The organism is Microbacterium californiense (genome assembly GCF_047246625.1).
In the GTDB taxonomy this organism is placed as follows: Bacteria; Actinomycetota; Actinomycetes; order Actinomycetales; family Microbacteriaceae; genus Microbacterium.
Window position 1 is genome coordinate 2067747 of record NZ_JBFOKQ010000001.1, and the last position, 26572, is coordinate 2094318.

The window sequence follows — 26572 nt, forward strand, 5'->3', positions numbered from 1 at the left end:
GGGCCGGCCGCCGCCCCGGGCGGCGCCCACCCGGGCCCCCCCGCGGCCGGCGCGCCCCCCCCCCCCCCCCGGCCGCCCCCCCCCCCCCCCCCCCCCCCCCCCGGGGGGGGGGGGGGGGGGCCCCCGGGGGGGGGGGGGGGGGGGGGGGGGGGGGGGGGGGGCGCGCCGGCCGGCGCACCCCACCCCCCTCCGAGCTTGCGTCAGGCGTCGATGGCCTGGCGCTGCTCCGTGGATTCCACGCTGATCTTGCGCGGCTTCGCCCGTTCGCTGACGGGGATGATGACCGACAGCACGCCGCTCTCGTACGAGGCGCTGATGCCGTCGAGGTCGACGCCCTCGCCCAACGTGAACTGGCGGAGGAAGGCGCCGGCGCCCCGCTCCCGGGCGAGCCACCGCACGCCCTCGCGGGTGTCGGCCGTGCGCTGTGCGCGGATGGTCAGCTGCGAGCCGTCGAGATCGACGTCGATCGATCCCGGGTCGGCGCCCGGCAGATCGGCGTGGAGGATGTAGCGGTCGCCGTCGCGGTACAGGTCCACCGGCATCAGCCGGGGTGCGCGAACGGAGTCCAGCACGCTCGCGGCGAAGCGGTCGAGCTGACTGAACGGATCGAAGGTGAGTGCCATGGGTGTCTCCTTTCGTGCGGCCCTGAAGGGCGATGATGTGATGCAGGTTATCTGCATCTCGTGCTATAGATTTGTTATAGGACGAATGCACGAGATCGTCAAGTCGAGCGAAGGAAAATCCCGGATGGCCGCACGCGACTCCCGCACGCCCCTCTACGGCATCGCCGTGGCCGCGCAGCTCGTCGACCTCCCCGAGGCGACCCTGCGGCTGTTCGAGAGCAAGGGGCTGCTGACCCCGGCCCGCAGCGACGGGGGGACCCGCCGCTACAGCGACGACGACATCGACCGGCTCCGACGGGCGGCCCGGCTGCGCGACGACGGCCTCAACATCGTCGGCATCGCCCGCGTGCTCGACCTCGAAGACGAGAACGCCGGCCTGCGGGAGGCCCTCGACGAGGAGTGACGCCGACCCCGGCGCTACGCTTCCAGCATGGATGCCGAGATCTTCTACGTCCTCGTCGGTGCCGTCGTCGTGGCCGCGATCGCCCGGAGGCGCGGGTGGCCGGCGCCGCTGCTCGTCACGGTCGTGGCGATCGCGGCATCCTTCCTGCCGTTCGTCCCCGAACTGAACGCCGACGGCCACCTGCTGCTGAACCTGGTGCTGCCGCCGCTGCTCTACTCGGCCGCGCTCGACGTCTCGTTCGTGAGCTTCCGCCGCAGCCTTCCGCAGATCCGGCGGCTCGGCGTCGGTCTCGTGCTCCTCACCGCGCTCGCCGTCGGCCTGGTCGCCTGGTGGATCTTCCCCTCGCTCACCCTTCCGGGCGCCCTGCTGCTCGGGGCGATCGTCGCCCCGCCCGACGCGGTGTCCGCCGCCGCGATCGGCCGCCGTCTCGGTCTGCCCCGCCGCATCATGACCGTGCTCTCCGGCGAGAGCCTGATCAACGACGCGACCTCGCTGACGCTGTACCGGGTGTTCGCGATGATCATCGCCGGCACGGCCGTGAGCGTCGGCGAGGGCGTGTGGCAGTTCGTCGTCGCGGTGGTCGTCGGCGTGCTGATCGGGCTCGTGTTCGGCGTCGCGCTGCACCAGCTGCGCATGCGGATCGCGGACCCCGTGGTGATCGGCACCTTCGGGCTGCTCGCCCCCTTCGGCGCCTACGCGATCGCCGAGCACCTCGGCGGGTCCGGCGTGCTGGCGGTGGTCGCCATGGGTCTCTACGTCGGATTCCACGCGCCGCAGACCGACTACACGACCAGGCAGCAGGAGGCGCCGCTGTGGCTGTCGGCGGACTTCCTGCTCGAGAGCTTCGTGTTCGCGTACATCGGCCTGCAGTTCCCGCGCGTGATCAGCGACCTGGGGGCGGAGTCGGTGGGCGAGATCCTGCTGCTGTCCGGAGCGGTGCTCGTGGTCGTGCTGGTCGTGCGACCGCTGTTCATCTACCCGACCAGCGCCTGGGCGAACTTCCGCGACCGGCGGCGCCTCGCCCGTTGGGACCGCGGCGTGGCGTCGGGGGCGTTCCGGGAACGTCAGCAGAGGTCGCGGCGCTGGGGCCAGCACTCGCCCGACGAGCTGCGACGGCAGATCGTGCGCGAGCGTATGGCCGGGCTGCAGCTCACGGCGAAGGACAACGCGGTCATCTCCTGGGCAGGCATGCGCGGCGTCGTGACCCTGGCGACCGCGCTCGCCGCCGCCGACCTGGCGGCCCTCGACGAGCAGGCCTCGCACGCGATCGTCGTCGTGGCGTTCGTGGTGACGGTCGGGACGCTCCTATTGCAGGGACTGACCCTGCCGCTGCTGATCCGCCGCCTCGGCATCGCGAGCGACGTCGACCACGTCGAGGACGAGAAGGCCCTCGCCGCCGTCAAGGAGAAGAGCCGTCAGGCGGGCAAGGAGTATCTCGCGCAGCAGCGGGTCGAGTGGGAGAAGAAGTACGGCGAGGTCGACCTGACCGTCTTCGACGCCTTCGCGAAGCGCATGACCAGGGTCGAGCGCGACACCGACGAGGCGCAGGAGGTGGAGGATGCCGTCGCGAAGCCCTCGTACGACGACCTGCTCGCCCTGTCGAAGGGGTGGCTGCAGGTGCGTCGCAGCATCCTCCTCCAGGAGCGCGATGCGGGCAACCTCGACGAGGAGGTCATGCGCGAGCTGATCTCCGCGATGGATGCCGAGGAGCTGGCGATGGACACCCGCGGTGCCACCCGTCCCGGCGCCCGCGCGTAGCCCGACGCCGAGACACCCCTTTCGCGTCGAGCCACCCCTTCGTGTGCGTCACGAAACGGGGTGGATCGCGCACAACGGGGTGGCTCGACGGGGGCGGATGCCGGAACGACGAAGCGCCCCGCCCGGGAGAGGGCGGGGCGCTTGGTGCGACGTGGGGCGCTCAGCGCGTGGCTGCGGGCTCCTTGTCGCCGTCGGCGACGGCATCCGCATCCGTCTCGTCGTCGCTGTCGTCGGCGAAGGGCAGGCCCTCGCGCGGCGCGTTGTAGAGCTCCTCGTTCAGGATGCCCTCGCGCTTGGCGACGATGGTCGGGACCAGTGCCTGGCCGGCGACGTTGACCGCGGTGCGGCCCATGTCGAGGATCGGGTCGATCGCGAGCAGCAGGCCGACGCCCTCGAGCGGCAGGCCCAGGGTCGACAGCGTCAGCGTGAGCATGACGACCGCGCCGGTCGTGCCGGCGGTCGCCGCCGAGCCGACGACCGACACCAGCGCGATGAGCAGGTACTGCACGACGTTGAGCTCGATGCCGAAGAACTGGGCGACGAAGATCGCGGCGATGGCCGGGTAGATCGCGGCGCAGCCGTCCATCTTCGTGGTCGCGCCGAACGGGACGGCGAAGGAGGCGTACGAGCGGGGCACGCCGAGGTTGCGCTCGGTGACACGCTCGGTGAGGGGCAGCGTGCCGATCGAGGAGCGGCTCACGAAGGCGAGCTGCACCGCGGGCCACACGCCCGAGAAGTACTGCTTGATCGACAGGTTGTGCGTCTTCACCAGGATCGGGTAGACGACGAACAGCACGAGGGCGAGGCCGACGTAGACCGCGATCGCGAACCAGCCGAGCGAGGCGAGCTTCTCCCAGCCGTACTTGACGACCGCCGCGCCGATGAGGCCGAAGGTGCCGAGCGGGGCGATGCGGATGATCCACCACAGGACCCGCTGGATGACCTTGAGCAGCGACTCGGTGAAGGCGAGGAACGGCTCGGCCTTCTTGCCGGCCTTGAGGGCGGCGATGCCGACCGCGGCGGCCACGACGATCACCTGCAGGATGTTGAAGCTCACGCTCGACGACACGGAGCCCGCGTCGGCGTCGAAGGAGCTGCTCACGCCGATGCCGAGGAAGTTCTGCGGGATCAGGCCGAGGAGGAAGTTCCACCACGTGCCGACGGTGTACGGGTCGCCGGTCTCGAGGCCCTCGCCGGCGCGGTTGCCGGGCTGGATCACGAGGCCGAGGGTGATGCCGATGACGACGGCGATGAACGCGGTGATCGCGAACCAGAGCAGCGTCTGCCCGGCGAGGCGCGCGGCGTTCTGCACGCGGCGGAGGTTCGAGATGCTCGCGACGATCGCGGTGAAGATCAGCGGGACGACGGCTGCCCGAAGCAGCGTGACGTACGAGCTGCCGATCGTGTCGAGCGTGGCGGAGAGGCCGTTGGGGCTGTCGGCGGTCGCGCCCAGCTGGCGGGCGATGAGGCCGGCGGCGACGCCGAGGACGAGGGCGGCGAGGATCTGGAAGCCGAACGACGTCAGCAGCTTCCGGACCGGGCCGCGGGTGTCAGGCGCCTTCCGGGCGCGTGCGGTGGTGCTCATGAGTGGGGGACTCCAGGAAAATCGGTCGCGTGCGGTCTGCACGCCATAACGCCTAACGCTAGGGGCGTCTGAGAATTCCCTGGGCGGAAATGACGAAGGATGACGGATGCCGGAGCACCCGTCACCCTTCGAGACGACGAGACCGTCAGGTCACTCGCTGACGCCCATGCACTCCTGCATGTTGTCGGTGAGGATCTTGGTGGTGAGGTCCTTGTCCTCTTGGTCGGCCTGCTTGTCCTCGCCGTTGGCGAGGTAGTTGAGCGTCTCGTTGCTGAGGTCGGAGTCGACCAGGTAGCCGGCGAAGCAGTCGGCGGCCTCTTCGTTGAAGATGTCGGCCTGACCGGCGGACTCGAAGTACTTGGTCAGGCCGGTGGAGACCTGCTCCTGGGAGGGGCGGCTCGCGCCGCCGCAGGCTGCCAGGGACAGGGCGAGGGCCGCGGCCGGCAGGGCCAGCAGCAGACGGGAGCGGGTGCGCATTTTCCGGTCGAAGTTCATCATGCAGTCAGGTTATCGGCTCACAGCCCAGTGATAGGAATATCCGGGCGGGGAGATTTACCCATGGCCCGCTTCCTGATATAAGCCTCCCGCTCTGGCACGATGGCCCCATGTTCATGGTGACGACGAACGACATCGCGGGGTACCGGATCACGCAGGTGCTCGGCGAGGTGATGGGGCTGACCGTGCGGTCGACCGACTTCGGGCAGGGGTTCACCGCCGGATTCCGGTCGCTCGGCGGCGGCGAGATCCCCGAGTACACGCAGGTCATGTACGAGGCGCGGCAGGTCGTGATGGGGCGCATGTGGGCCGAGGCGCAGCAGCGCGGCGCCAACGCGATCGTCGCAATGCGCTTCGACGCCGGATCGATCCAGAACTTCACCGAGATCTGCGCCTACGGCACCGCGGTGGTGGTGGAGCCGATCGCGCCGCAGCCGATCGCGCCTCAGCCGTCGCCGCCGGCGCCGCAGCAGTTCGGGCAGCAGCCGCCCCCGTCCCAGCCCCCGCTCGCGCCCGGCCTCTAGTCCCGCGGGGCGACGTCAGGGCCGGATGCGCACCAGCAGGTCTCCCACCTCGCAGTCGAGGGCGTCGCAGATCGCGCGCAGCGTCGAGTAGCGGATGGCGCGGGCACGGTCGTTCTTCAGCACCGACAGGTTGACGATGCTGACGCCCACGCGGCCGCTCAGCTCCGTGAGCGTCATGCCGCGCTCGGCGAGCAGCTCGTCGAGCCGGCAGTGGATGCCGGTGGCCTCCTCGTCGCTCTCGGCCGGGGTCATACGAGGCCCTCGGTCTCGCGCTGCAGCCGCGCGCCGACGGCGAAGGCGGTCGAGATGACCGCGACGACGAACGCGGCGAGCACGAACGTGAAGGGCTCGACGGTGAGGACGGCATTGTCGAGGCGGTTGTCGGTCACGAGGGAGACCGTGGCGTTCGCGAGCATGTTGTCGAAGAACCGCACGGCGGCGAACCCGATCAGGCCGGTGATCCCGGCGGTCGACACGAGCGCGGTGTTGGCGCGCCCGAAGACCCGTCCTCCGATGATGCGGCGCGACAGCAGGACCAGGCACCCGACGACTGTGAGCACGGTGAGGATCAGCGCGATCTGGCCGATCACCCCGGGCGCGATCGCGATGGCGGTCAGCCGCGGCGCGACGAGGACGCCGCTGTCGAGAGCGATGGGCACGGCGCCCGAGCCGTCGGTGAGGGGCACCTCGGCGGTCCCGTGCGCGAACTCGATCCCCACGGGGACGTCGGTGCCGCGCACCAGTTCGACGATGCGCGCGACCGCTCGGACGCCCACCCCGACGGCGATCACGACCCCGGCGGCGACGAACGCGACTATGCCGGTGACGTCGCCCCGGGAGAGCTTCGTGTCCGGAGAGATGCTCATATGCCATGCTCCTTATCGGTGATCGTTAATATCGAGAGTCGTTAACATAACGACTCTCGATACCCGCGTCAAGCAGCGGTATGCCCACGGCGAACACGGGCATACACGGCATCCACGGTCGTTACTCTCGATGTACAAGCGCTTCGCACCCGTGTGGAATGCACCCGGGGACCGTGCGAACCAAGGAGTTGACTATGTTCGAGAGATTCACGGACCGAGCCCGTCGAGTGGTCGTCCTCGCCCAAGAAGAGGCGAAGATGCTCAACCACAACTACATCGGCACCGAGCACATCCTGCTCGGCCTCATCCACGAGGGCGAGGGCGTCGCAGCCAAGGCGCTGGAGTCGCTCGGCATCTCCCTCGACGCCGTGCGCGAGCAGGTGCAGGACATCATCGGCCAGGGCCAGCAGCAGCCGACCGGCCACATCCCCTTCACCCCGCGTGCCAAGAAGGTGCTCGAGCTGAGCCTCCGCGAGGCCCTGCAGCTCGGCCACAACTACATCGGCACCGAGCACATCCTGCTCGGACTCATCCGCGAGGGCGAGGGCGTCGCGGCGCAGGTGCTGGTCAAGCTCGGCGCCGACCTGAACAAGGTCCGCCAGCAGGTCATCCAGCTGCTCTCGGGCGCTCCGGGCCGCGAGCCCGCCGCCGTCGGCGCCCAGAGCAACGACACCCCGAGCGCGCAGGGCGGGTCGCAGGTCCTCGACCAGTTCGGCCGCAACCTGACCCAGGCCGCGCGCGACAACAAGCTCGACCCCGTCATCGGGCGCGAGAAGGAGATCGAGCGGGTCATGCAGATCCTCTCCCGCCGCTCCAAGAACAACCCCGTGCTGATCGGCGAGCCGGGCGTCGGCAAGACCGCCGTCGTCGAGGGTCTCGCCCAGGCCATCGTCAAGGGCGACGTGCCCGAGACGCTGAAGGACAAGCAGCTGTACTCTCTCGACCTCGGCTCGCTCATCGCCGGCTCCCGCTACCGCGGAGACTTCGAGGAGCGCCTGAAGAAGGTCACCAAGGAGATCCGCACGCGCGGCGACATCATCGTCTTCATCGACGAGATCCACACCCTCGTGGGTGCGGGTGCCGCCGAGGGCGCGATCGACGCCGCCAGCATCCTGAAGCCGCTCCTCGCCCGCGGCGAGCTGCAGACGATCGGTGCGACGACGCTCGACGAGTACCGCAAGCACTTCGAGAAGGATGCCGCGCTCGAGCGCCGCTTCCAGCCGATCCAGGTGCAGGAGCCGAGCCTCCCGCACGCGATCAACATCCTCAAGGGTCTGCGCGACCGCTACGAGGCGCACCACAAGGTGCAGATCACGGACGGCGCGATCGTGGCCGCGGCGAACCTCGCCGACCGCTACGTCTCGGACCGCTTCCTGCCCGACAAGGCCATCGACCTGATCGACGAGGCCGGCGCCCGCCTGCGTCTGTCGATCCTGTCGAGCCCGCCGGAGCTGCGCGAGTTCGACGAGAAGATCGCCAAGGTGCGCGAGCAGAAGGAGATCGCCAGCGAGGAGCAGGACTTCGAGAAGGCCGCCTCCCTGCGCGACGAGGAGAAGAGCCTGCTCGCCGAGCGCCTGCGCCTCGAGAAGCAGTGGCGCGCGGGCGACGTCGCGACCCAGGCGGTCGTCGACGAGGGCCTGATCGCCGAGGTGCTCGCTCAGGCCACCGGCATCCCCGTGTTCAAGCTGACGGAGGAGGAGTCCAGCCGACTCGTCTTCATGGAGAAGGCGCTGCATCAGCGCGTCATCGGTCAGGAGGAGGCCATCGCGGCCCTGTCCAAGACCATCCGTCGTCAGCGCGCCGGTCTCAAGGACCCGAAGCGCCCCTCGGGCTCGTTCATCTTCGCCGGCCCCACGGGCGTCGGAAAGACCGAGCTCGCCAAGGCGCTCGCGGAGTTCCTGTTCGACGACGAGGCCGCCCTCATCTCGCTCGACATGAGTGAGTTCGGCGAGAAGCACACCGTCTCGCGTCTGTTCGGCGCCCCTCCCGGGTTCGTCGGCTTCGAAGAGGGCGGGCAGCTCACCGAGAAGGTGCGTCGCAAGCCGTTCAGCGTGGTGCTGTTCGACGAGATCGAGAAGGCCCACCCGGACATCTTCAACTCGCTCCTGCAGATCCTCGAAGAGGGTCGCCTGACCGACGGTCAGGGCCGCGTGATCGACTTCAAGAACACCGTCATCATCATGACCACCAACCTCGGTGCGCGTGACATCGCCGGTGGTCCGGTCGGCTTCCAGATCGAGGGCAGCAACGCGACGACGTACGAGCGGATGAAGGGCAAGGTCAACGAGGAGCTGAAGCGCAACTTCAAGCCCGAGTTCCTGAACCGCGTCGACGACATCATCGTGTTCCCGCAGCTCAACAAGGAGGAGCTGGTGCAGATCGTCGATCTGTTCACCAAGCGCCTCGGCGAGCGTCTGCTGGACCGCGACATGACGATCGAGCTGTCGCTCGCCGCGAAGGAGCGCCTCATCGAGATCGGGTTCGACCCGGCCCTCGGCGCCCGGCCGCTGCGTCGCGCGATGCAGCACGAGGTCGAGGACCGTCTGTCGGAGAAGATCCTGCACGGCGAGCTCAACCCCGGCGACCACGTGAAGGTCGATGCGAAGGACGGCGAGTTCCTGTTCGAGCACGGTCCGCGCGGCGAGAAGGTCTCGGTCGGTGTGAACACCGGCGGTGCCATCGCCGGCACGCCCGACCTGGCGGTCGCCAGCGGCGAGTGACCTCGCAGTGATCCCGGAAGGGGCGGATGCTTCGGCATCCGCCCCTTCTCTCATGCCGGACCCGCGTGCCCGCCTGCCGCGAGCGGTCACGACACGCCGCATCCGCCGTCCGAGCCACGGCGTGTCTTGACCCCTCGCGTGCGGCAGCCTCGCGAGACGGGACGCTCCTGGGGGTTCAGGGCCTGCGGAGCGGGCGGGTTCTAGGCTGGACGGGTGAGCGAGTACATCGTCCGGCCGGCGCGCAGCGCCGATGTGGTCGGCATCCGCACCCTGCTGCAGCCGCTCGTCGAGAAGCGCATCCTCCTGGGCAAGGACCTCGCCGTGCTCTACGGATCGGTCCAGGAGTTCGTCGTGGCGGAGGCCGACGGCGAGCTGATCGGATGCGGGGCGCTCCACGTCATCTGGGAGGACCTGGGCGAGGTGCGCACGCTGCTGGTCTCCGAGGAGTGGCTGCACCACGGCGTCGGCCGCGCGATCGTCGACCGGCTCGAGGAGAACGCGGTGGGCCTCGGATTGTCGCGCCTGTTCTGCCTGACCTTCGAGGTCGAGTTCTTCGGCCGCCGCGGCTACACCCCGATCGGCGAGCAGGTCGTCGACCCCGACGTGTACTCGCAGCTGCTGCGCAGCGGTGATGCGGGCGTCGAGGAGTTCCTCGATCTGGCCCATGTGAAGCCGAACACGCTCGGCAACACGCGCATGCTGAAGCGCCTCAACTAGCCTGGACCCATGCCTCGTCAGTCCGCCGCCGTCTACCGCCGTCGGCGCATCGTCGTGATCGGCGGAGCGATCGTCGTGCTGGCGGCCCTCGGCGTCGGCATCTGGCTCCTCATCGCTCAGCCCTGGGCCGGATCGGCCGCCGAGAGCACGCCGAGCCCGGTCGCGACGACTCCCGCCGCGACGCCGTCGACGACGCCGAGCACCGACGCCGAGACCCCCGCTCCGGTGCCCTCCGTCGAAGAGACCCCGGCGCTCGCGGCATGCGACGCGCGGGACCTCGAGGTGACCGCGGTGACGGATGCCGACAGCTACCCCGAGGGGGTGCTGCCTCAGCTCTCGATCTCGCTGACCAACAACGGGCCGACGGATTGCACGCTCGACGTCGGCTCCACGATGCAGTCGTTCACGATCTCGAGCGGCACGGACGTGTGGTGGCGGTCCACCGACTGCCAGCAGAACCCGAGCAGCATGATCGCGACACTGCAGGCGGGGACCACGGTCACGAGCAAGGAGCCCGTCACCTGGGACCGCACGCGATCGAGCGTCGAGACCTGTGGGCAGGAGAACCGCCAGCGCGCCCCGGGCGGCGGGGCCTCGTATCACGTGGGCGTCTCGATCGGCGGCTTCACCAGCGCGACCACGAAGCAGATCCTGCTGTTCTGATGCGGAAAACGCCGCGTGCGGCGCCCTTCTCGACAAAAAGCGAAGATTATTCGGTTTACGGCTTCGGAAATCACGGATCCGCTGTCAGGCGCTGACACCACACCCGTCTTTGGGATACCATAGAAGTGGTTCTCTGATCAGGCGGCACTATGCCATCCCCAGTGGCGTCGAATCACAGCGTCCCCAGCGCTTCGACATCGCCGCTCGAGAACCCGCGGGCCCTCTCGAGTACCCCAGTCCCCAATGTGGGACTCGAGAGGGCCCCTATCCGTCTCCGGGCCGAACCGGCCGGGCGTCCGCGGCGGCATGCCGCGACGGGCCCACCCGCCTAGGCTGGACGCATGGCAGCGAAGAAGGCGAAGAAGAAGCCGGCACCCGAGGACTTCCGCTCCGAGGCTCTGGCGAAGGCGCTCGAAGCGCAGGACATCGCCGCCGTGGCTCTCGCCCTCCGGCACGGCACCACGGTCGTGCCGCTCGTCAAGCCGGGGGCGCGCGACAATCCCCTCGACACCGGCGAGGTCTGGACCTACCGCGATCCGAACAGCGGCGAGCTCGCACTGCTGCTCTTCAGCGACGCGAAGAACAAGCCCGCCAACCTGCCTCCCGGGGTCGGCATCTACAACGCCGAGTGGCTGCGGAAGTTCCTCGGCACGCACCCGATCACGACGGTGTTCCTCGATATCGCCGGGCCGCACCCCATGCAGGCCTCGCCGCAGGAGATCCTCAAGGCGCTCGACGCCTGACCCGGCGTCGGACGTGACGCCGGAGCGTCAGAACGGCGGGATGTCGCGGTCGCTGCGCCGTCGGCCCTCGCTCCGGCCCTGCACATCGGTGAGCGCCGCCCGCAAGGTCTTCGAGCGATCGTCGACGACCTGCTCGTAGCCCAGGCGTCGCGCCTCCGTGCGGCGCTGCGTCGACTGCGTGACCGGGCGGATCTCTCCGGCGAGGCTGAGCTCGCCCACCACGGCCACCGTGCGCGGCACCGACTGCTGCTGGATGGATCCGGCGACCGCGATCGCGATCGCGAGGTCGGCGGCCGGCTCCGTGAAGCGGACCCCGCCGACGGTCGACACGTACACGTCGAGCTTGCTCGTGGCGATGCCGGCACGGCGTTCGAGGATGGCGAGCACCATCGCGACCCGGGAGGCGTCGACCCCGTGCACGATGCGCCGCGGATTCGGCGCCGTGCTCGGGATCGTGAGCGCCTGCACCTCGACGGGGAGGGCGCGGCGTCCTTCGAGCGAGATCGCGACGCATGTTCCCGGCTCGGTCGCGCCCTGCGACAGGAAGAGGCCCGAGGGGTCGGGAACCTCGGCGATGCCGTCGCCCGTCATCTCGAAGCATCCGACCTCGTCGGTCGGCCCGAAGCGGTTCTTCAACGCGCGGATGAAGCGCAGCGACGTCTGGCGGTCGCCCTCGAAATGGCAGACCACGTCGACGAGATGCTCGAGCACCCGCGGACCCGCGACCTGGCCGTCTTTCGTGACGTGGCCGACGATGATGATCGGCAGATCGCGCTCCTTGGCGATGCGGATCAGCGTCGACGCGACCTCGCGCACCTGGCTCGGCTGACCGGCCGCCCCGTCGATGAGCGACGACGACACCGTCTGCACCGAGTCGACGATCACGAGCTGCGGCTTCACCTCGTCGATGTGCCCCAGGATCGTCGCGAGATCGGTCTCGCTCGCGAGGTAGAGCTCGTCGTGCAGGGCACCGGTGCGCTCGGCGCGCAGCCGCACCTGCGCGGGGGACTCCTCGGCGCTGGCGTAGAGCACGCGGCGGCCCGCATGGGCGGCCTTCGCCGCGACCTCGAGCAGGAGCGTGGACTTGCCCACGCCGGGCTCGCCGCTCAGCAGGATCGCGGCGCCGGGCACGATGCCGCCGCCCAGCACGCGGTCGAACTCGCCGACGCCGCTCGTGCGGCGCGGGGCGTCGGTCGTCGTGATCTGGGTGATCGGGCGCGCGGCCCGGTCGGCCATCGGCGCCTGCGCGCTCACGCGCTGCACGATGCCGGTCTGCACGGCCTGCTCCTGCACCGTCCCCCACTGCTGGCACTCGCCGCAGCGACCCACCCACTTCGCCGTCGTCCAGCCGCACTCGGTGCAGACGTACGCGGGCGGGGCGGGACGACGGGTGACCATTCCGCAAGGCTATCCGCGGCATCCGACATCGGCGGCGCGACGCGACCGCCGCTCGTCGTGGTGCTCGGGAGCCGCGGAATCCCGGGCCCATGCGGACCGGCTATCGCCGGCATCCGACATCCCTATCGTCAACAGGGGTTTTTCACGGCCCCACCGCCTCGGACCCCCGGGGCGCCGAGCCATACTGGATGCATGGCCACCGCCGGGCCCGTATGCGGGCCGATCTCGAGCTTCTCCCGGGTGCAGCTGCTGCACCAGGTGCAGACGCGTCCCCAGCGGACGATCGGAGAGCTCTGCGAGGCGACGGGCCTGCACGCGAACACCGTGCGCGAGCACCTGCAGCGCCTGATCGAGGGCGGCTACGTCGTCCAGACCACGGAGCACCGCACCACCCGCGGGCGCCCGCGCACGCTGTACAGCGCCGCGACCGGGGAGGCGGATGCGTCGAGTCCGATCGCCCGCGACAAGGTCACGGCGGCCGCTCGCCGCGGGGACCTGCTGCGGCGCGTGCTGCCGGCCGCGGCATCCGCCCTCGGACGCGACGCGACCTACCAGCTCGACGCCCTGATCGAACACCTGGAGGAGAGCGGCTTCGAGCCCGTCGTCGACGACGAGCAGCTGACCGTCGACCTCAGCCCGTGCCCGCATGCGGCCGGACGCGCAGAAGACCGCCCGATGCTGTGCCAGGTGCACCTCGGCCTCATGCAGGGAGTGCTCACCGAAGCCGGTGGCCCGCTCACCGCCGAGGCCGTGCGCACGACCGCCGTCCCGGCGGACTGCACCGTGCAGCTGCGACGGGCGGAGCTGAGCGCCGCGTAGAGCGCTCGTTATTCACGGCCTGCGACCCGACGGCGGCGACAGGCCGATCGTTAGCGTGACATCCGGGCTGAAGAAGAGGAGTGGTCCATGGAATGGCTTGACCCGCTGGTCCTGTCGAGGTGGCAGTTCGGTCTGACGACCGTCTACCACTACCTGTTCGTGCCGCTGACGATCGGCATGGCCCTCGTGGCCGCGATCTTCCAGACCGCGTGGGTGCGCACCGGCAAGGTGCGGTACCTGCACCTGACGCGGTTCTTCGGGAAGATCTTCCTCATCAACTTCGCGATGGGCGTCGTCACCGGCATCGTGCAGGAGTTCCAGTTCGGCATGAACTGGTCGGACTACTCCCGCTTCGTCGGCGATGTGTTCGGCGCCCCGCTCGCGTTCGAGGGGCTGCTCGCCTTCTTCTTCGAGGCCACGTTCATCGGGCTGTGGATCTTCGGCTGGGACAAGCTCCCGCAGAAGCTGCACCTCGCCACCATCTGGTGCGTGTCGATCGGCAGCATCCTGTCGGCCTACTTCATCATCGCGGCCAACGCGTTCATGCAGAATCCGGTCGGCTACGTCTACAACGCCGAGACGAACCGCGCCGAGCTCACCGATTTCTGGGCGCTGCTGACGAACCCCGTCGCGCTCGCGGCCTTCCCGCACACGATCTTCGGCGCGCTCATGTTCGCCGCGGGCGTCGTCATCTCGGTGTCGGCCTGGCACCTGGCCCGCGGGCAGCACTTCGACACCATGCGCGTCTCGCTGAAGTTCGGCCTCTGGGCCATGATCGTCTCGACCGCGGGCGTGGTGCTCACGGGCGACCAGCTCGGGCTCGCGATGTACGCCGCGCAGCCGATGAAGATGGCCGCGGCCGAGGCGACGTTCAACACGGTCTGCGGCTATGACGCCTCGTTCAGCCTCTTCACCCTCGGCACGCCGGACGGCAGCTCCGAGCTGTTCTCCATCCGCGTGCCGTACCTGCTGTCGGTGCTGTCGACGCACTCCCTCGACGCGTGCGTGCACGGCATCAACGACCTGAACGCCGAGTACCTGACCACCTACGCCGACACCGGCATCACCGACTTCGCGCCGATCCTGTGGGTCACGTACTGGGCGTTCCGCTGGATGATCGGCCTGGGCATGGCCGCCGCGCTCGTCGCCGTCGTCGGCCTCTGGCTGACCCGCAAGAACGCGAAGCGGGAGCCCGCGCCCTGGATGTGGAAGCTCGCGATCTGGTCGTTCCCGCTCGCGCTCGCCGCCAACATCATGGGCTGGGTCTTCACCGAGATGGGCCGTCAGCCGTGGCTCGTGTTCGGGCTGATGTCGACGCGCGACGGCGTCTCGCCGGGCGTGAACGGCGTCGACGTGCTGATCTCGCTGATCGCGTTCACCGCGATCTACGCCGCCCTCGCGGTGGTCGAGATCCGCCTCATCATCCGCGCCGCCCAGAAGGGCCCGGACACCGCCGAGCAACCGCACGAGGAGACGGCCCAGGTGCCGTCGGTCGTGTACTGAGAAGGAGGAGCATCATGGATCTCGCAACGCTCTGGTTCTGGATCGTCGCCTTCTTCTTCATCGGCTACTTCGTGCTCGACGGCTTCGACTTCGGCGTCGGCATGTCGCTGCCGTTCCTCGGCAAGGACGACGTCTCCCGCCGCCAGGTCATCAACACGATCGGCCCGGTGTGGGACCTCAACGAGACCTGGGTCATCGTGGCCGGCGCGGCGCTGTTCGCGTCGTTCCCCGAGTGGTACGCGACGCTGTTCAGCGGCTTCTACCTGCCGCTGCTGCTGATCCTGCTCGCGCTGATCCTCCGCGGGGTGTCGTTCGAGTACCGGCACCAGCGCGAAAGCCGGCGGTGGAAGCAGGGCTTCGACCGGATGATCGTGATCGGCTCGGTCGTGCCGGCGCTGCTGTGGGGCGTGGCCTTCGGCAACATCGTGCAGGGGGTCGCGCTCGACCAGGACCACATCTACGTGGGCGGCTTCTTCGGCCTCCTCGCCCCGTACCCGCTGCTCGTGGGCGTCACGACGCTGCTGCTGTTCTTCCTGCACGGGGTGCTGTTCGTCGCGCTCAAGACCGACGGTCCCGTGCACGACGACGCCCGGCGCCTCGTGAAGCTGGCCGCCGGCCCCACGATCCTCGCCGCCGCGGCGACCGTGGTCTGGACCGTGGGCATCGCGATGAGCCGCGAGGCCCCGCTGCTGTGGCTGGTGGTGGGCGCGGGCGGGATCGCTGCGGTGCTGCTGATCGGCGCGGTCGGCTTCTCGCTGCTCGGTCGCGACGGACGGGCGTTCACCGCCGGCGCGGCCACCGTGCTCTTCGCGGTGGTCATGCTCTTCGCGGCGCTGTTCCCCTTCGTCATGCCGTCGACGATCGACCCCGCGTTCAGCCTCACGATCGCGAACGCGTCGAGCACGCCGTATACGCTTCAGATCATGAGCTGGACCGCGCTGATCGCCCTCCCGCTGGTCATCGCCTACCAGTCGTGGACGTACTGGGTCTTCCGCAAGCGCGTCACCCGCAGCTCGATCGAGGGGGCGCCGGCGCACGCGTGAAACCCGTCGACCCGAGACTGCTGCGCTACGCGGGTGCCGCGAGGGGGTTCCTCGCGGCATCCGCCCTGATCGGCATCCTCCAGACCGCCGTCGTGATCGTCTTCGCCTGGCTGCTGACGGATGCCGTGACCGGGGCGCTCGCGGGGCGCGACGTCTCGGCGTCTCTCCTCGCCCTGCTCGCGGTCGCACTACTCCGGGGTCTGCTCATCGCCGCCTCGGATGCCGCGGGCACGCGGGCCGCCGCGAAGACCGGCATGCAGCTGCGGGCGGCGCTGATCCGCGCGGTCGGGCGCCTCGGCCCCGGATGGCTCGCGCAGCGCAACCAGGCGGGACTCGCCGTGACGGCGGGCCACGGGCTCGAGGCGCTCGACTCCTACTTCGCGCGGTACATCCCCCAGCTCGTGATGACGGTGATCGCGACGCCGGTGCTGCTCGCGGTGATGTGGTGGTTCGACTGGCCGAGCGGCCTGACCGCGGCGGTCACGCTCCCGCTCATCCCGCTCTTCCTCATCCTCATCGGCATCGCCACCCGCACGGTGCAGCGCCGGCAGTGGCAGACGCTGCAGCAGCTCGCCGTGCGCTTCGCCGACACGGTGCAGGGACTCGCGACGCTGCGGCTGTTCGGCCGGGAGCGTCGCGCCGCCGACCGCATCGAGGTCACGGCCGACGCCTACCGCCGCGAGACCATGAAGGTGCTGCGGTTCTCGTTCCTGTCGGGGTTCGCGATGGAGCTGCTGTCCTCGCTCGCCGTCGCGCTGATCGCGGTCGCCGTCGGCTTCCGCCTGCTGTCGGGCGACCTCTCGCTCGAGGTCGGGTTGTTCGTGCTCCTGCTCGCCCCCGAGGCCTTCCTCCCGATCCGTCAGGTCGGAGTGCAGTTCCACGCCGCCGCCGAGGGCGTGGCCGCCACGGAGGACATCTTCGAGGTGCTGGACGCGGCCCGGGATGCGGGGCGGGCCGACGGTGAGGGGCACGAGTCCTCGGAGCCCGGCGCTTTCCGGATCGGAGCGACCGCGGCCGCCCTCGTCGTCGACGGCCTGCGCGTGCGCGACCTGCCGCCCGTGTCGTTCACGGCCGAGCCGGGGACGATCACGCTCATCGAGGGGCCCAGCGGCTCGGGCAAGACCAGCCTCCTGGCCGCGCTGCGCGGGGCGACGGCGTTCGAGGGCGGCGCCCGGGTCGACGGCGTCGATGTGCGGGCGCTCGCTCCGGCCGACTGGACCGCGTGGGCGGGACAGGCGCCGGGGTTGCTCCGCGGGAGCATCGCCGACAACGTGGCGCTGGGCGACCCGGAGCCCGACAGAGAGCGGGTGCGGGCGGCGCTCGCCGCGGCCTGTGCCGACCTCGACCCGGAGCTCGAGCTCGGCGTGCAGGGGAGCGGTCTCTCGGGCGGGCAGGCGCAGCGCGTCGCCGTCGCCCGCGCGCTGTACCGGCACGCGACCGATCCGCGCCGCGTGCTGATGCTCGATGAGCCGTCCAGCGCCCTCGACCCGGAGACCGAGTCGCAGCTGTGGGCGTCCCTGCGGCAGAGGGCGGATGCCGGGGCGACCGTGATCCTCGTCTCCCACCGTCGCTCGGCGCGCGAGATCGCCGACCGTGTGGTCGCGCTGGGGGTGAGCGTGTGACCGCCCCGACCCGCGCTGACGGCATCCGCTCCGTCGATCCGACCCGGACCGACCGCATCCGCGCGGTCCTGCGCCTCGCCCAACCGCCGTCCTCCCGCTTCGCCCCGGGGCTGATCTGGGGTGTGCTCTCCGCCGCGGCAGCCGTCAGCCTGCTCGCCGTCAGCGGCTGGCTCATCGTCAGCGCCTCGATCGTCGACTCGCTCGTGCCGCTGTCGATCGCCGTCGTCGGGGTGCGGTTCTTCGCCGTGTCGCGGGCGGTCACCCGCTACCTCGAGCGGCTGAGCGGACACGACGCCGCGCTGCGGCAGCTCGCGACGACGCGCGCCGACATGGTGCGCCGGCTGATCCCGCTGTCGCCCGCCGGCCTCGGACGCACCGACCGCGGGCAGGTGCTCTCGGCGCTCGTGGACGACGTCGAGAACCTGCAGAACCTGCCGCTGCGGGTCGTGCAGCCGCTCGCCGTCTCGGCGCTGGTCGCCGTCGGAGCGGTCGGCTTCGTGGCGTTCGTGTCTCCCGTCGCCGCGCTCACGCTCGCGGTCTGCCTGCTCGTGGCCGGCGCCGCCGCGGTCGGGATGGGCTGGCTGTTCGGCTCACGTGCCGAGGCGGCGGTCTCCGCGCGGCGCGCCGACCTCTCCGCCGCGCTCGTCGACTACTTCGGCAGCCTCGACGTGCTCCTCGCGTACGGCGCGGAGCCCGAGGCTCGCAATCGCATCGCCCGAGCGGATGCCGCGCTCCGCCGCGTCGTGACCCGCGCCTCCCTCGCGCAGGCCGTCGCCGCGGGCGTCGTGTCGGCGGTCGCCGGGGCGGCCTCCGTGTGGGCGCTCGCCGCGGCCTCCCCGGGACTGGCGACCGGCGCGATCGACGGACCCTGGCTCGCGGTGGTCGTGCTCGTGCCGATGGTCGTGTTCGAGGTCTTCGGCGCGGTGCCCGTCGCCGCGGCATCCTGGCGCAGCGTGCGCTCGAGCGCCGCCCGCATCGTCGACGTGCTGCCGTCGCGCGTGCCCGACGAGGTGCGCGACGACGAGGGCGCGTCGACCGAGGTGGCCGGCACCCCTGCGCTGCGGCTGCGCGACGTGCGCGCGACATGGCCGGGCGGGGCGCCCGCGCTGCGCGGCGTCTCTCTCGATCTGCACCCGGGCGAGCGCGTGCTCGTCGCCGGTCCCAGCGGCGCCGGCAAGAGCTCCCTCGCCGCCGCGCTCGTCGGCTTCCTGCGGATCGAGGGCACGTACCTGCTCGGCGACATCGACGCCACGGCACTCGCGGGTCCGGCGCTGCGCCGCGTCGTGGGGCTGTGCGAGCAGAGCCCGCAGCTGTTCGACGAGGACATCCGCCAGAACCTGCTGTTCGCCCGCGACACCGCGACCGACGGTGAACTGCTCGCCGTGCTCGACCGGGTGGGGCTCGGCGACTGGGTGCGGGCGCGCGGCGGCCTCGATGCGCGGGTGGGTGATCGCGGGGCGCTCGTCTCGGGCGGTCAGGCGCAGCGCATCGCCCTGGCCCGTGCGCTGCTGCGCGGCTTCCCGGTGCTCGTGCTCGACGAGCCGACCGCGGGTGTGGATCCGGACGCCTCCGACGTGCTGCTCCGCGACCTGCTCGCCGCCGCGGGCGAGCAGTCGGTGCTGCTCATCTCGCACGTCGAACCGCCGGCCGGCTCGGTCGATCGCGTCGTGCGGATCGAGGGCGGCCGCACCGTCTGAGCGGGTCTCCCGGGAGGGCGGTGGGGGGGGCGCGAGGGGTCAAGACACGCCGTATGGTGCGGCGACGTCGCGGCGTGTCATGACCTCTCGCGGTGGCCCTTCGTCTCACTGCGCTCGCTCAGCAACCGGAGTGCGGGGTCAGCCGTAGAGCGGGGTCGGCGGCTCCATGACGATGCCCTGCGCCTCGAAGGCGCGGCGGCGCTCCTCGATGCGGCGGTGCAGCTCCACCTGGGCGGCGTCGACGAATGCCGGGTCGAGGTCGACGGTCGGCGGATGCGGGTCGCCGTGGTTCGCCGCGATGTAGGCGTCGAGCTCGGGGCCCGAGGTCCACGACGTGATGAGGGCATAGCGCGGGGTCGTGCCGCGGTGCCAGACCGCGTGCCAGAAGCGCTGGGTGTCGACGACGATCCGCGATCCGGCGCCGAGCGGCAGACGGGTCTCGGTGGCGGGGTCGAACCGGTCGGCGCGCAGGATGAGCATCGAGTCGCGGTCGTCGGTGAGGTTCTCGTACCCGCGCACGACCCAGCCGGTGCCCTCGTCGTTGAGGCGGTTGTTGTCGTCCTGATGCAGGTTGTAGATGGCGTCGGCGTAGTCGTTGGGCTGCAGCTCGATGACGCGGCAGCGGCCGATCGGCGCGCCGGGCTCCATCGCGCGGCGCTGCAGGCTCGGGGCGATCGCGACCTGCGACTCGACCCACACGCCGTCCTTGTCGGTGCGCGGGGGAGTGTGGTTCCAGAACCCGTTGCACTCCAGCTCTCCGGCGTAGCTGGCCAGCGGGGCGAAGCGCGTGATGCCCGAGGAGCGCCAGCCGATGTACTGCAGGTCGAGCCACTCGGCGGGGTCGGCCGGCTCGTCGCGATCGTCGAGGACGACGTAGCCCGTCTCGGCCAGAGCTTCGGAGGTGAGGAACGCCATGGTGCACCCTTCCTTCGGGGTTCTTAGGCCATCCTAACCGGGGCGCCCGCCGGCCGCCCGGGCGCCGACCGTGCATAACGGTGTCGGATGCCGCCGCTACCCTGGGGGGATGACGCAGCCGCAGGGTGCCCTTCTCGTGGGCAGTGTGAACTTCGACGATGCCGAGACGACGATGCGCACGGCATCCGAGCTCCTGGGCGGGCATCTCCGCCGGATCCCCGACGGGGAGGTGGGCAAGCGGTTCCACTGGATCATGTTCCAGCCCGACGTGCTCGGGCAGGCCGAGGGGATCGAGCGCGTGGGCGACGAGCCCATCCCGTTCGGTGCGGGGCTCGACGCGCGTCCGCTGCGCATCGCCGACGGTGCGGATGCCGCCGACATCCGCGTTCCCGCGCTGGGCTACGCCGCCGCGGCCCTCGAGTCGTACGCGGTGTTCCGCCGCCTGCGCGATGAGGGCGCGATCGCCGAGGGGACCCGTTTCGAGGTCGCCCTCCCGACGCCGGTGGCCGTGATCTCGTCGTTCTTCTCGGGCGACGACCGAGCCGCGTTCGAGCCCGTGTACACGGCGGCGATGCTGCGCGAGCTCGATGGGATCCTCTCGGGCATCCCGCATGACGACCTCGCGATCCAGTGGGACGTCGCGAGCGAGATGGGCATCATCGAAGGCGCCTCCGGCTATGGCGCGCTGATGGACGCCTGGTGGGAGGGTGACGTCTTCGACGGCCTCGTCACGCGCCTCGCGACGCTGGTCGACGCCGTGCCGGCCGACGTCGAGGTGGGCGTGCACCTCTGCTACGGCGACGCCGGTGAGCGCCACTTCGTCGAGCCGACGGATGCCGGGAACCTCGTGCGCTACGCGAACGCCGTGGCCGCGGCATCCGCGCGTGCGTTCACCTGGCTGCACCTGCCCGTGCCGATCGAGCGGGACGACCTCGAGTACTTCGCCCCGCTCGCCGAGCTCACCCCCGTCGCCGAGCTCTACCTCGGACTCGTGCACCGCGAGGACGGCGCCGACGGAGCGGCCCGCCGCATCGCCGCCGCCGCTCCGTACGTCGCCGCGTTCGGCGTCGCGACCGAGTGCGGCATCGGTCGCGCCCCCGCCGGCTCGACCGATGGCATCCTGCGCACCCACGCCGAGGTCGCGGCCGCCTGGTGACCCGCGAGCGCTGCCGCCGATTCGCGCGCGACGCCGCGGTGTCGTAAGCTGTTCCGCGGTGACGTGTCCGAGCGGCCGAAGGTGCAACTCTCGAAAAGTTGTGTAGGGTAACCCCCTACCGTGGGTTCAAATCCCACCGTCACCGCCATGGAAACCCCCCTCCTCGTGAGGGGGTTTTTCCGTTCCCAAGGTGGAACGTGGTGTATCTGTGGCGCACCCTTCCGTCGACCTCGACCGTGTGTCGGTGGGGTTCGCGCGATGGCGTCGAGAGCTGCCGTGGGGGATGCCTGTGGACCCACTCCCTCCCGAGGAAGGAGCTATCCAGAGGTGAGCGAAGTGTCGATGATGGCGCGAACGTCGGCGTTCTCCGCGGCGCCGTCGCTCGCATGAGGTTCCCAGCGGTCCAGCTGGGCCAACACCCAGTCCCAGTGCTCGAGTCGCAGCGTAATCGCCAGTGGATGCTCCGGGGGAGGCCAGCCGTAACCGTCGCGCTCACCCTCGTACGCTGCTGCCGCCCGCCATCCCGCATCGCGCACGCACGAGCCGGCGATGACCGTCTCCATGACCCCGTCGACGACATCGATCGCGATCGAGTTGTCGACGCACCCGTCGACGCGCTGCCACCACCGCACCGGAATCTCGATCGTCAGATAGCGCACGCATCCATCCTCCGACAGGACTCCGACAGAAGCGAGAGGATGGGTCCATGGGCGCAGGTGACTTCGATCTGACGGCGGACGAGCTGCGAGCGGTCGTCGGGTTTGCGGCTGCATGTGCGGAGCGCTTGCTGCCCGAGTTCGAAGCCGCCGCCCCTGATGACTCTCGTCCGCAGGAAGCTCTCGACGCGGCGTGTGTGTTCGCCGCGGGCAGCCCGCGATCGAATCTGCAGAGAGTCTCGGCTTTCGCCGCGCACCGAGCCGCGAAAGAAGTGGAAGGCGAGTCGGCGCAGCTCGCCGCGCTCGCCTGCGGCGATGCGGCTGCCGCCGCGTATCTTCATCCGATCGCGAAGGCGACGCAGGTCGGCCACATCCTTCGAGCCGCCGCGTGCGCCGCGCGAGTCTCCGAGTTGCGAACCGGCACACCGGAGGTCGGCTCCCTCGCTGTCTTGGCCAGGGAGCCGGTGCCGGGTGTCCTCCGCAGGTACCCGGCGGCTCCTGGCGGGTCCTCACGGCTCTCGCGGCTCATGGCCGAGCTCGATGTGGCGATCCGGGGTCAGACCTGAGGCGCGACGGTGATCCGTCGACACGCGGCCTGACACGTCGAGGGCACCTGCGCCCGGTCTGAGTCAAGAGGCAGCGGGAGGCGGCGGAACCGAGCCGCCTCCCGACCACCGGGCCGATAATCGAAGGGACGCGATCGGATGCTCCCGCCTTCCGCACCGCGCGGCACACCACCCCGCGTCAGAAAGAGGTAACCCCCATGAAAGCCCTCCGTTACGTCGAGATCGGCAAGCCCCCGGTTGTCGTCGACATCCCGATTCCGAAGCCCGGCCCCGGTCAGGTCCTGCTCAAGATCACCGCGGGCGGCGTCTGCCACTCCGACGACTACGTCATGGGTCTGCCCGAGAAGGACTATCTCGAGCAGGGCTATCCGCTGCCGCTGACGCTCGGTCATGAGGGTGCCGGCATCGTGCACGAGATCGGTGAGGGCGTCGACTCGACGCTCAAGGTCGGCGATGCCGTCGCCGTCTACGGACCCTGGGGCTGCGGCCGCTGCCACAACTGCTCGATGGGCAAGGAGAACTACTGCACGAACGCCGCGGCCGAAGGCATCCGTCCTCCGGGGCTGGGCAGCCAGGGCTCGATGGCCGAGTACATGATCGTCGACGACGCCCGCCACCTCGTGCCGCTGGGTGACCTCGACCCCGTCCAGAACGTCTCGCTGACCGATGCGGGCCTCACCCCGTACCACGCGATCAAGAACTCCCTCCCGAAGCTCGGCGCGGGCACCTTCGCCGTCGTCATCGGCACGGGAGGACTCGGGCACGTCGGCATCCAGATCCTCAAGGCGATCTCGGGCGCCACGGTCATCGCCCTCGACGTGAACGACGAGAAGCTGCGCCTGGCGACCGAGGTGGGCGCCGACCACGTGCTCATCAGCGATGCGTCCGCCGCCGACAAGATCCGCGAGCTCACCGGCGGGCTCGGCGCCAACGCCGTGTTCGACTTCGTCGGCGCCAACCCGACGATGGCTCTGGCGCAGAGCGTCGCCGCCCTCGACTCCGACGTCACGATCGTGGGCATCGGCGGCGGGAGCATGACGCTCGGCTTCGGGTCGATCGCCTTCGACGCGACCGTCCGCATCCCGTACTGGGGCTCCCGCTCCGAGCTCATCGAGGTGCTGGATCTCGCCCGGGCGGGCCGGATCCACGTGCAGACCGAGACCTACTCGCTCGACGACGGCCCGAAGGCGTACGAGGACCTCGCCTCGAACAGCATCCGCGGCCGTGCGGTCATCGTGCCCTGACACGCAGACGAAAGGCGAGGACGACTCCCGCGCCTCGAGAACCCCCTCTCCGTGAGGGGGTTTCCTCGTCTCCGTCTCGACCTCAGCCGCGGCGGGGGTCTTCGTCCGATCTCTCATCCGTGCGGCGCTGCGACTCCTCGTATCCGGCCCAGGGTCCGTCGTCGTGCATGCGCTGCTCCCGCGGGGTGAGCTTCTCCCACTCCGTGACCGCCGACCTCAGCTCGGCAAGTGCAGGACGCGCCGCCGACTCCCGAGCCAGGGTCGCCGACAGGCTCCGCTCGTCGTCCCGCAACGCGTCGTCCCCCGGCTGCTCGCTCCGGGCCTCGTCGGACAGCAGTCGAAGCACCTTCGCCAGCACGCGGGCGACGAAGTCGGCTTCGACCTGGGCGTCCAGCACGGCGGCCTTGTTCCGGCGTGTCCGCAGCAGCGCGATGAGAGCGACGACGAAGGCTCCTACCGACGCAGCCGTCGAGACCACTGCGGAGACGACGGTGACGAGTTCCGCATCCATGCGCTCACGATACGGCGGGTCGGGCCGAACGAACAGGTCGCCTCGGCATCCGTCGGGGTCAGTCGGAGAGGAAGAGGACGCTGATGAGCATCGCGATGATGAACGTGCTGAAGGCGAAGGAGATGTAGGTCTGGCCGGTGACGATGGCCCGCGCGCGAGTGGTGAGGATGCTGACGTCAGAAGAGGAGAAGGTCGTCGCGATCTGCGCCGAGAGGTAGTAGTAGTCGGCGAAGACCGGGCCGTCGCCGGCTTCGCCCGGCAGATCGACGGAGTGCTCCTGGGTGTCGAGCCGGGCGTAGTGCATCGCATAGGCGGTCACCGTGACGAGCCAGGCCGAGATGACGACGGCGAAGCTGAGCGCGTTCGCCAGCACGCTGTCCAGCAGGCCGGGCAGGAGGAGGACCAGGGTGACCGCGAAGACCGCGAGGAGCGCCCACTGGGCGGCGAGCGTCGGGATCGCGGCGCTGCGGTTGGGGCTGTTCGTCGCGCCGAGCCAGGCCCGGAGGGTGGGGGCGTCCAGCCGGCCGAAGGTGGTCTGGGTGAGGATCAGGAACGCCAGGGAGTACGCGATCCAGAACACGAAGGCCGTGAGCGCGACGGTGTCGCCGGAGAACCGCACCGGATGCACCGCGTTGTAGCCGAACAGCGCGATGACCGACACGACGGCGGCGATGCCGAGCGAGACCAGATTGCGCACGCCTTCGCGGGCGAGCGCGGGAGTGCGGCGGACCTCCGGCGGCATGGCTCGATGGTATAGCTCGAGCGCTCAGGCGGCCACGTACTCCTGGCGGACCCTGCCTTCGGTCGCCAGCTCGATGTAGCCGAAGTCGCGGTCGGAATTGAGGATCACGGCGTCGTTGGCGACAGCGTACGCCGCGATGAGACAGTCGAAGGCTGCCGCGGCGCGCAGGAGCCCCGTGTCCCAGAGGGCTTGCTGGATGTCGAGGGCGTCCTGCTCATCGGGGTGTTCCCACGCCGCCAGCAGCCCCTCCATGTCCGCGCGCAGCTCGCCGTACTCTCTGGCGTCGCGAGCGGAGTGGCAGTACTCGAGTACCTGCGGTGGGCAGGTGATGATGAGGTGGTTCGGCGAGAGCGCTCGGAGCCGGTCCGCGATCGCGGTGCTCCTGCCCGCCTTCTGCCAGATGCTGTTGTCGACGAGGTACGTGGTCACCGGCCAGAGCTCGTGCCGCGTGCAGCGGGCCTGCGGGGAGTGCTCCCGCTGGGCACGGTGGTCGCGGGTGGCGTGATCGTCGGCGAGTCGATCTGGTCGGCGCCGAAGCGACGCCCGATGATGCGCTCCACGGCGGCAGGCTGGCGACGCACGGCGATGAGGGTGCGCAGGGCGAGGTCCACGGTCTCGCGGTTGGAGGTCGTGCCCGCGAGTTCCTTGGCCTGCTTCAGCTCGACGGGGTCGATGTCGATGGACGTGACGGCCACGGTTCCTCCTTCATCCGGGGGCTTGTATAGACCACTATATAGCCGCCGGAAGGCCCGGGAACAGGCCGACCGTCGCGTCAGCCCAGAGCGGCGGCGCTCCGCTCGCCGTCGGAGTTCGGGGTCCAGCCGTACCAGCCGCTGCCGGTGGCCATCACGCTCCAGTCGCCGCAGGCGAAGACCATCGCGGCCTCGTAGGGGTCCGGGGCGTTTTCGAGTGCCCACGCGGGGGCGGACTGCCGTTCCACTTCGGCGCAGTCGTTGGGCAGCGCGGAGGTGCTGGTGAGGAGGATGACGGCATCCGCGGCCTTCTCGACCGTCGACGTCCGCACGGTGATCTCCGTGGCGTCGGCGGGAACCCAGTCGGCGTCGACCTCCGCCCCGGCTGCGAAGGCCTCGGCATCGTCGAAGGTGGAGGTCGCCTGCTTGTGGACGAGGCTCTCGTAGGCGGAGCATCCGGTCAGCGACAGCATCCCCGCGAGGACCAGGGCGGGGGCGGCGAGGGCCGTTCGTGCGTTCATGTGTCCAGCCTCGTCGGCCGGGGCGGGCACGGCATCGGGCGGGGGAGGTACCGGCATCCGTCGTCAGGATGATCCGCCGCCTGGCACGGAGCGCGCACAGCGCCGGGCGGGCGGCCGGGCGAAGGCGAGCATCCGATGCCTTCTAGGATCGACCTCATGAGCACCTCGGCGCCCCCGCCTTCACATGACGCGTCGCCCGGGGACCCGAAGCCGCCGACCGACGGAGCCCGGCCGCGTGCGGGAAGTGCCGCCCGGTGGGGGCTGGGGCTGTCGGTCTCGTCTGCGATCCTCTGGGTGATCCCCTTCTTCGGCGTCGTGCTGGCAGGCGTGGCATTCGTGCTCGATCTGATCGCAGCCCGGATGCGGCAGCCGAAACGGCTCTGGGTGACG

The 26572-nt window shown here is 70.3% G+C and carries 28 protein-coding genes and 1 tRNA gene; 16 read left to right on the top strand and 13 right to left on the bottom strand.

Annotated features, from left to right (window positions below; translation table 11 throughout):
* Window positions 1-200: 200 nt before the first annotated feature.
* The gene (locus AB3M82_RS09870) at window positions 201-623 is read right to left on the bottom strand and encodes an Hsp20/alpha crystallin family protein (protein ID WP_412957502.1); all 423 of its coding nucleotides are present in this window, start codon (window positions 621-623) and stop codon (window positions 201-203) included.
* A gap of 124 nt (window positions 624-747) precedes the next feature.
* On the opposite strand from AB3M82_RS09870, the gene AB3M82_RS09875 reads away from it, so the two are divergent.
* Together AB3M82_RS09875 and AB3M82_RS09880 are read left to right on the top strand one after the other, a co-directional pair.
* Window positions 748-1026 carry a MerR family transcriptional regulator gene (locus tag AB3M82_RS09875; RefSeq protein WP_412957503.1) on the top strand — a complete coding sequence of 93 codons (279 nt, stop codon included), beginning with the start codon at window positions 748-750 and terminating at the stop codon, window positions 1024-1026.
* Window positions 1027-1053: 27 nt separating this feature from the next.
* On the top strand, window positions 1054-2784 hold the full coding sequence (locus AB3M82_RS09880; protein ID WP_412957506.1) for a cation:proton antiporter domain-containing protein: 1731 nt from the start codon (window positions 1054-1056) through the stop codon (window positions 2782-2784).
* 160 nt (window positions 2785-2944) lie between these two features.
* Here the strand turns inward: AB3M82_RS09880 and AB3M82_RS09885 are convergent, their stop codons facing one another.
* Both AB3M82_RS09885 and AB3M82_RS09890 read right to left on the bottom strand, forming a co-directional pair.
* Window positions 2945-4369: a dicarboxylate/amino acid:cation symporter gene (locus AB3M82_RS09885; protein WP_412957507.1), complete on the bottom strand. Its 1425-nt coding sequence runs from the start codon at window positions 4367-4369 to the stop codon at window positions 2945-2947.
* Between the two features lie 150 nt (window positions 4370-4519).
* Window positions 4520-4867: a hypothetical protein gene (locus AB3M82_RS09890; protein ID WP_412957509.1), complete on the bottom strand. Its 348-nt coding sequence runs from the start codon at window positions 4865-4867 to the stop codon at window positions 4520-4522.
* A 107-nt stretch (window positions 4868-4974) separates the two neighbouring features.
* Here AB3M82_RS09890 and AB3M82_RS09895 point away from each other — a divergent pair, with 107 nt between their 5' ends.
* On the top strand, window positions 4975-5388 hold the full coding sequence (locus tag AB3M82_RS09895) for a YbjQ family protein (protein ID WP_412957511.1): 414 nt from the start codon (window positions 4975-4977) through the stop codon (window positions 5386-5388).
* Window positions 5389-5403: 15 nt separating this feature from the next.
* On the opposite strand, the gene AB3M82_RS09900 is transcribed toward AB3M82_RS09895, so the two are convergent.
* A complete protein-coding gene (locus AB3M82_RS09900; protein ID WP_412957512.1) occupies window positions 5404-5640 on the bottom strand; it encodes a helix-turn-helix domain-containing protein in 237 nt (78 codons plus the stop codon).
* Window positions 5637-6254 (bottom strand): hypothetical protein, encoded by a 618-nt coding sequence (locus tag AB3M82_RS09905; protein WP_412957514.1) that lies wholly within the window; start codon window positions 6252-6254, stop codon window positions 5637-5639. Before AB3M82_RS09905 ends, AB3M82_RS09900 begins: the two co-directional genes overlap by 4 nt.
* Window positions 6255-6448: 194 nt before the next feature.
* Between AB3M82_RS09905 and AB3M82_RS09910 the strand changes: the two genes are divergently transcribed.
* From AB3M82_RS09910 to AB3M82_RS09925, 4 genes are all read left to right on the top strand, one after another.
* Window positions 6449-8974 (top strand): ATP-dependent Clp protease ATP-binding subunit, encoded by a 2526-nt coding sequence (locus AB3M82_RS09910; RefSeq protein ID WP_412957516.1) that lies wholly within the window; start codon window positions 6449-6451, stop codon window positions 8972-8974.
* A 213-nt stretch (window positions 8975-9187) separates the two neighbouring features.
* On the top strand, window positions 9188-9691 hold the full coding sequence (locus AB3M82_RS09915; protein ID WP_412957517.1) for an amino-acid N-acetyltransferase: 504 nt from the start codon (window positions 9188-9190) through the stop codon (window positions 9689-9691).
* 9 nt (window positions 9692-9700) lie between these two features.
* Window positions 9701-10354 (top strand): hypothetical protein, encoded by a 654-nt coding sequence (locus tag AB3M82_RS09920; RefSeq protein WP_412957518.1) that lies wholly within the window; start codon window positions 9701-9703, stop codon window positions 10352-10354.
* Window positions 10355-10695: 341 nt separating this feature from the next.
* Window positions 10696-11097 carry an SseB family protein gene (locus tag AB3M82_RS09925; RefSeq protein WP_412957520.1) on the top strand — a complete coding sequence of 134 codons (402 nt, stop codon included), beginning with the start codon at window positions 10696-10698 and terminating at the stop codon, window positions 11095-11097.
* Between the two features lie 27 nt (window positions 11098-11124).
* On the opposite strand, the gene radA is transcribed toward AB3M82_RS09925, so the two are convergent.
* Complete coding sequence (gene radA, locus AB3M82_RS09930; protein WP_412957522.1) at window positions 11125-12495, bottom strand: DNA repair protein RadA; 1371 nt, start codon at window positions 12493-12495, stop codon at window positions 11125-11127.
* A gap of 192 nt (window positions 12496-12687) precedes the next feature.
* Between radA and AB3M82_RS09935 the strand changes: the two genes are divergently transcribed.
* From AB3M82_RS09935 to cydC, 5 genes are all read left to right on the top strand, one after another.
* Window positions 12688-13314: a helix-turn-helix transcriptional regulator gene (locus AB3M82_RS09935; RefSeq protein WP_412957524.1), complete on the top strand. Its 627-nt coding sequence runs from the start codon at window positions 12688-12690 to the stop codon at window positions 13312-13314.
* Window positions 13315-13401: 87 nt separating this feature from the next.
* A complete protein-coding gene (locus AB3M82_RS09940) occupies window positions 13402-14817 on the top strand; it encodes a cytochrome ubiquinol oxidase subunit I (protein WP_412957525.1) in 1416 nt (471 codons plus the stop codon).
* Between the two features lie 14 nt (window positions 14818-14831).
* Window positions 14832-15860, top strand: coding sequence for a cytochrome d ubiquinol oxidase subunit II (cydB, locus tag AB3M82_RS09945; protein ID WP_412957526.1), 1029 nt, complete (start codon window positions 14832-14834; stop codon window positions 15858-15860).
* Window positions 15857-17482, top strand: coding sequence for a thiol reductant ABC exporter subunit CydD (gene cydD, locus AB3M82_RS09950; protein WP_412957529.1), 1626 nt, complete (start codon window positions 15857-15859; stop codon window positions 17480-17482). The genes cydB and cydD overlap by 4 nt, the downstream gene beginning before the upstream one ends.
* Window positions 17479-19179 carry a thiol reductant ABC exporter subunit CydC gene (gene cydC, locus AB3M82_RS09955; protein WP_412957532.1) on the top strand — a complete coding sequence of 567 codons (1701 nt, stop codon included), beginning with the start codon at window positions 17479-17481 and terminating at the stop codon, window positions 19177-19179. Before cydD ends, cydC begins: the two co-directional genes overlap by 4 nt.
* 138 nt (window positions 19180-19317) lie before the next feature.
* On the opposite strand, the gene AB3M82_RS09960 is transcribed toward cydC, so the two are convergent.
* Entirely contained in the window at window positions 19318-20094 is a 777-nt protein-coding gene (locus tag AB3M82_RS09960) for a hypothetical protein (protein WP_412957534.1), read from the bottom strand.
* Window positions 20095-20203: 109 nt separating this feature from the next.
* Here AB3M82_RS09960 and AB3M82_RS09965 point away from each other — a divergent pair, with 109 nt between their 5' ends.
* Both AB3M82_RS09965 and AB3M82_RS09970 read left to right on the top strand, forming a co-directional pair.
* A complete protein-coding gene (locus tag AB3M82_RS09965; RefSeq protein ID WP_412957535.1) occupies window positions 20204-21250 on the top strand; it encodes a hypothetical protein in 1047 nt (348 codons plus the stop codon).
* Between the two features lie 57 nt (window positions 21251-21307).
* Window positions 21308-21398: transfer RNA gene (locus AB3M82_RS09970), tRNA-Ser, on the top strand.
* Between the two features lie 169 nt (window positions 21399-21567).
* Here AB3M82_RS09970 and AB3M82_RS09975 read toward each other — a convergent pair.
* Entirely contained in the window at window positions 21568-21909 is a 342-nt protein-coding gene (locus tag AB3M82_RS09975) for a hypothetical protein (RefSeq protein ID WP_412957537.1), read from the bottom strand.
* 47 nt (window positions 21910-21956) lie between these two features.
* On the opposite strand from AB3M82_RS09975, the gene AB3M82_RS09980 reads away from it, so the two are divergent.
* Both AB3M82_RS09980 and AB3M82_RS09985 read left to right on the top strand, forming a co-directional pair.
* Window positions 21957-22472 (top strand): putative immunity protein, encoded by a 516-nt coding sequence (locus AB3M82_RS09980; RefSeq protein ID WP_412957539.1) that lies wholly within the window; start codon window positions 21957-21959, stop codon window positions 22470-22472.
* 197 nt (window positions 22473-22669) lie between these two features.
* Window positions 22670-23716 (top strand): NAD(P)-dependent alcohol dehydrogenase, encoded by a 1047-nt coding sequence (locus tag AB3M82_RS09985; protein ID WP_412957541.1) that lies wholly within the window; start codon window positions 22670-22672, stop codon window positions 23714-23716.
* 82 nt (window positions 23717-23798) lie between these two features.
* On the opposite strand, the gene AB3M82_RS09990 is transcribed toward AB3M82_RS09985, so the two are convergent.
* The 5 genes from AB3M82_RS09990 to AB3M82_RS10010 all read right to left on the bottom strand — a co-directional run bounded on the left by AB3M82_RS09990 (window position 23799) and on the right by AB3M82_RS10010 (window position 26182).
* A complete protein-coding gene (locus tag AB3M82_RS09990) occupies window positions 23799-24227 on the bottom strand; it encodes a hypothetical protein (protein ID WP_412957542.1) in 429 nt (142 codons plus the stop codon).
* Between the two features lie 58 nt (window positions 24228-24285).
* Window positions 24286-24969 carry a DUF1345 domain-containing protein gene (locus tag AB3M82_RS09995; protein ID WP_412957543.1) on the bottom strand — a complete coding sequence of 228 codons (684 nt, stop codon included), beginning with the start codon at window positions 24967-24969 and terminating at the stop codon, window positions 24286-24288.
* Window positions 24970-24993: 24 nt separating this feature from the next.
* Window positions 24994-25398, bottom strand: coding sequence for a PIN domain-containing protein (locus tag AB3M82_RS10000; RefSeq protein WP_412957545.1), 405 nt, complete (start codon window positions 25396-25398; stop codon window positions 24994-24996).
* Window positions 25395-25664 carry a type II toxin-antitoxin system VapB family antitoxin gene (locus tag AB3M82_RS10005; RefSeq protein WP_412957547.1) on the bottom strand — a complete coding sequence of 90 codons (270 nt, stop codon included), beginning with the start codon at window positions 25662-25664 and terminating at the stop codon, window positions 25395-25397. Before AB3M82_RS10005 ends, AB3M82_RS10000 begins: the two co-directional genes overlap by 4 nt.
* A gap of 77 nt (window positions 25665-25741) precedes the next feature.
* On the bottom strand, window positions 25742-26182 hold the full coding sequence (locus AB3M82_RS10010) for a hypothetical protein (RefSeq protein WP_412957550.1): 441 nt from the start codon (window positions 26180-26182) through the stop codon (window positions 25742-25744).
* Window positions 26183-26572: the final 390 nt, after the last annotated feature.

Bases quoted from the DNA above. Each gene is read 5' to 3' on its own strand.
- AB3M82_RS09900 (WP_412957512.1), bottom strand. From the start codon at position 5,640: ATGACCCCGGCCGAGAGCGACGAGGAGGCCACCGGCATCCACTGCCGG.
- AB3M82_RS09880 (WP_412957506.1), top strand. From the start codon at position 1,054: ATGGATGCCGAGATCTTCTACGTCCTCGTCGGTGCCGTCGTCGTGGCC.
- AB3M82_RS09940 (WP_412957525.1), top strand. From the start codon at position 13,402: ATGGAATGGCTTGACCCGCTGGTCCTGTCGAGGTGGCAGTTCGGTCTG.
- AB3M82_RS09910 (WP_412957516.1), top strand. From the start codon at position 6,449: ATGTTCGAGAGATTCACGGACCGAGCCCGTCGAGTGGTCGTCCTCGCC.
- AB3M82_RS09990 (WP_412957542.1), bottom strand. From the start codon at position 24,227: ATGGATGCGGAACTCGTCACCGTCGTCTCCGCAGTGGTCTCGACGGCT.
- AB3M82_RS09985 (WP_412957541.1), top strand. From the start codon at position 22,670: ATGAAAGCCCTCCGTTACGTCGAGATCGGCAAGCCCCCGGTTGTCGTC.
- AB3M82_RS09890 (WP_412957509.1), bottom strand. From the start codon at position 4,867: ATGATGAACTTCGACCGGAAAATGCGCACCCGCTCCCGTCTGCTGCTG.
- AB3M82_RS09965 (WP_412957535.1), top strand. From the start codon at position 20,204: ATGACGCAGCCGCAGGGTGCCCTTCTCGTGGGCAGTGTGAACTTCGAC.
- radA (WP_412957522.1), bottom strand. From the start codon at position 12,495: ATGGTCACCCGTCGTCCCGCCCCGCCCGCGTACGTCTGCACCGAGTGC.
- AB3M82_RS09875 (WP_412957503.1), top strand. From the start codon at position 748: ATGGCCGCACGCGACTCCCGCACGCCCCTCTACGGCATCGCCGTGGCC.
- AB3M82_RS09885 (WP_412957507.1), bottom strand. From the start codon at position 4,369: ATGAGCACCACCGCACGCGCCCGGAAGGCGCCTGACACCCGCGGCCCG.
- AB3M82_RS09960 (WP_412957534.1), bottom strand. From the start codon at position 20,094: ATGGCGTTCCTCACCTCCGAAGCTCTGGCCGAGACGGGCTACGTCGTC.
- AB3M82_RS09980 (WP_412957539.1), top strand. From the start codon at position 21,957: ATGGGCGCAGGTGACTTCGATCTGACGGCGGACGAGCTGCGAGCGGTC.
- AB3M82_RS10010 (WP_412957550.1), bottom strand. From the start codon at position 26,182: ATGAACGCACGAACGGCCCTCGCCGCCCCCGCCCTGGTCCTCGCGGGG.
- AB3M82_RS09920 (WP_412957518.1), top strand. From the start codon at position 9,701: ATGCCTCGTCAGTCCGCCGCCGTCTACCGCCGTCGGCGCATCGTCGTG.
- AB3M82_RS09935 (WP_412957524.1), top strand. From the start codon at position 12,688: ATGGCCACCGCCGGGCCCGTATGCGGGCCGATCTCGAGCTTCTCCCGG.
- cydB (WP_412957526.1), top strand. From the start codon at position 14,832: ATGGATCTCGCAACGCTCTGGTTCTGGATCGTCGCCTTCTTCTTCATC.
- AB3M82_RS09870 (WP_412957502.1), bottom strand. From the start codon at position 623: ATGGCACTCACCTTCGATCCGTTCAGTCAGCTCGACCGCTTCGCCGCG.
- AB3M82_RS09925 (WP_412957520.1), top strand. From the start codon at position 10,696: ATGGCAGCGAAGAAGGCGAAGAAGAAGCCGGCACCCGAGGACTTCCGC.
- AB3M82_RS09995 (WP_412957543.1), bottom strand. From the start codon at position 24,969: ATGCCGCCGGAGGTCCGCCGCACTCCCGCGCTCGCCCGCGAAGGCGTG.
- AB3M82_RS09905 (WP_412957514.1), bottom strand. From the start codon at position 6,254: ATGAGCATCTCTCCGGACACGAAGCTCTCCCGGGGCGACGTCACCGGC.
- AB3M82_RS09895 (WP_412957511.1), top strand. From the start codon at position 4,975: ATGTTCATGGTGACGACGAACGACATCGCGGGGTACCGGATCACGCAG.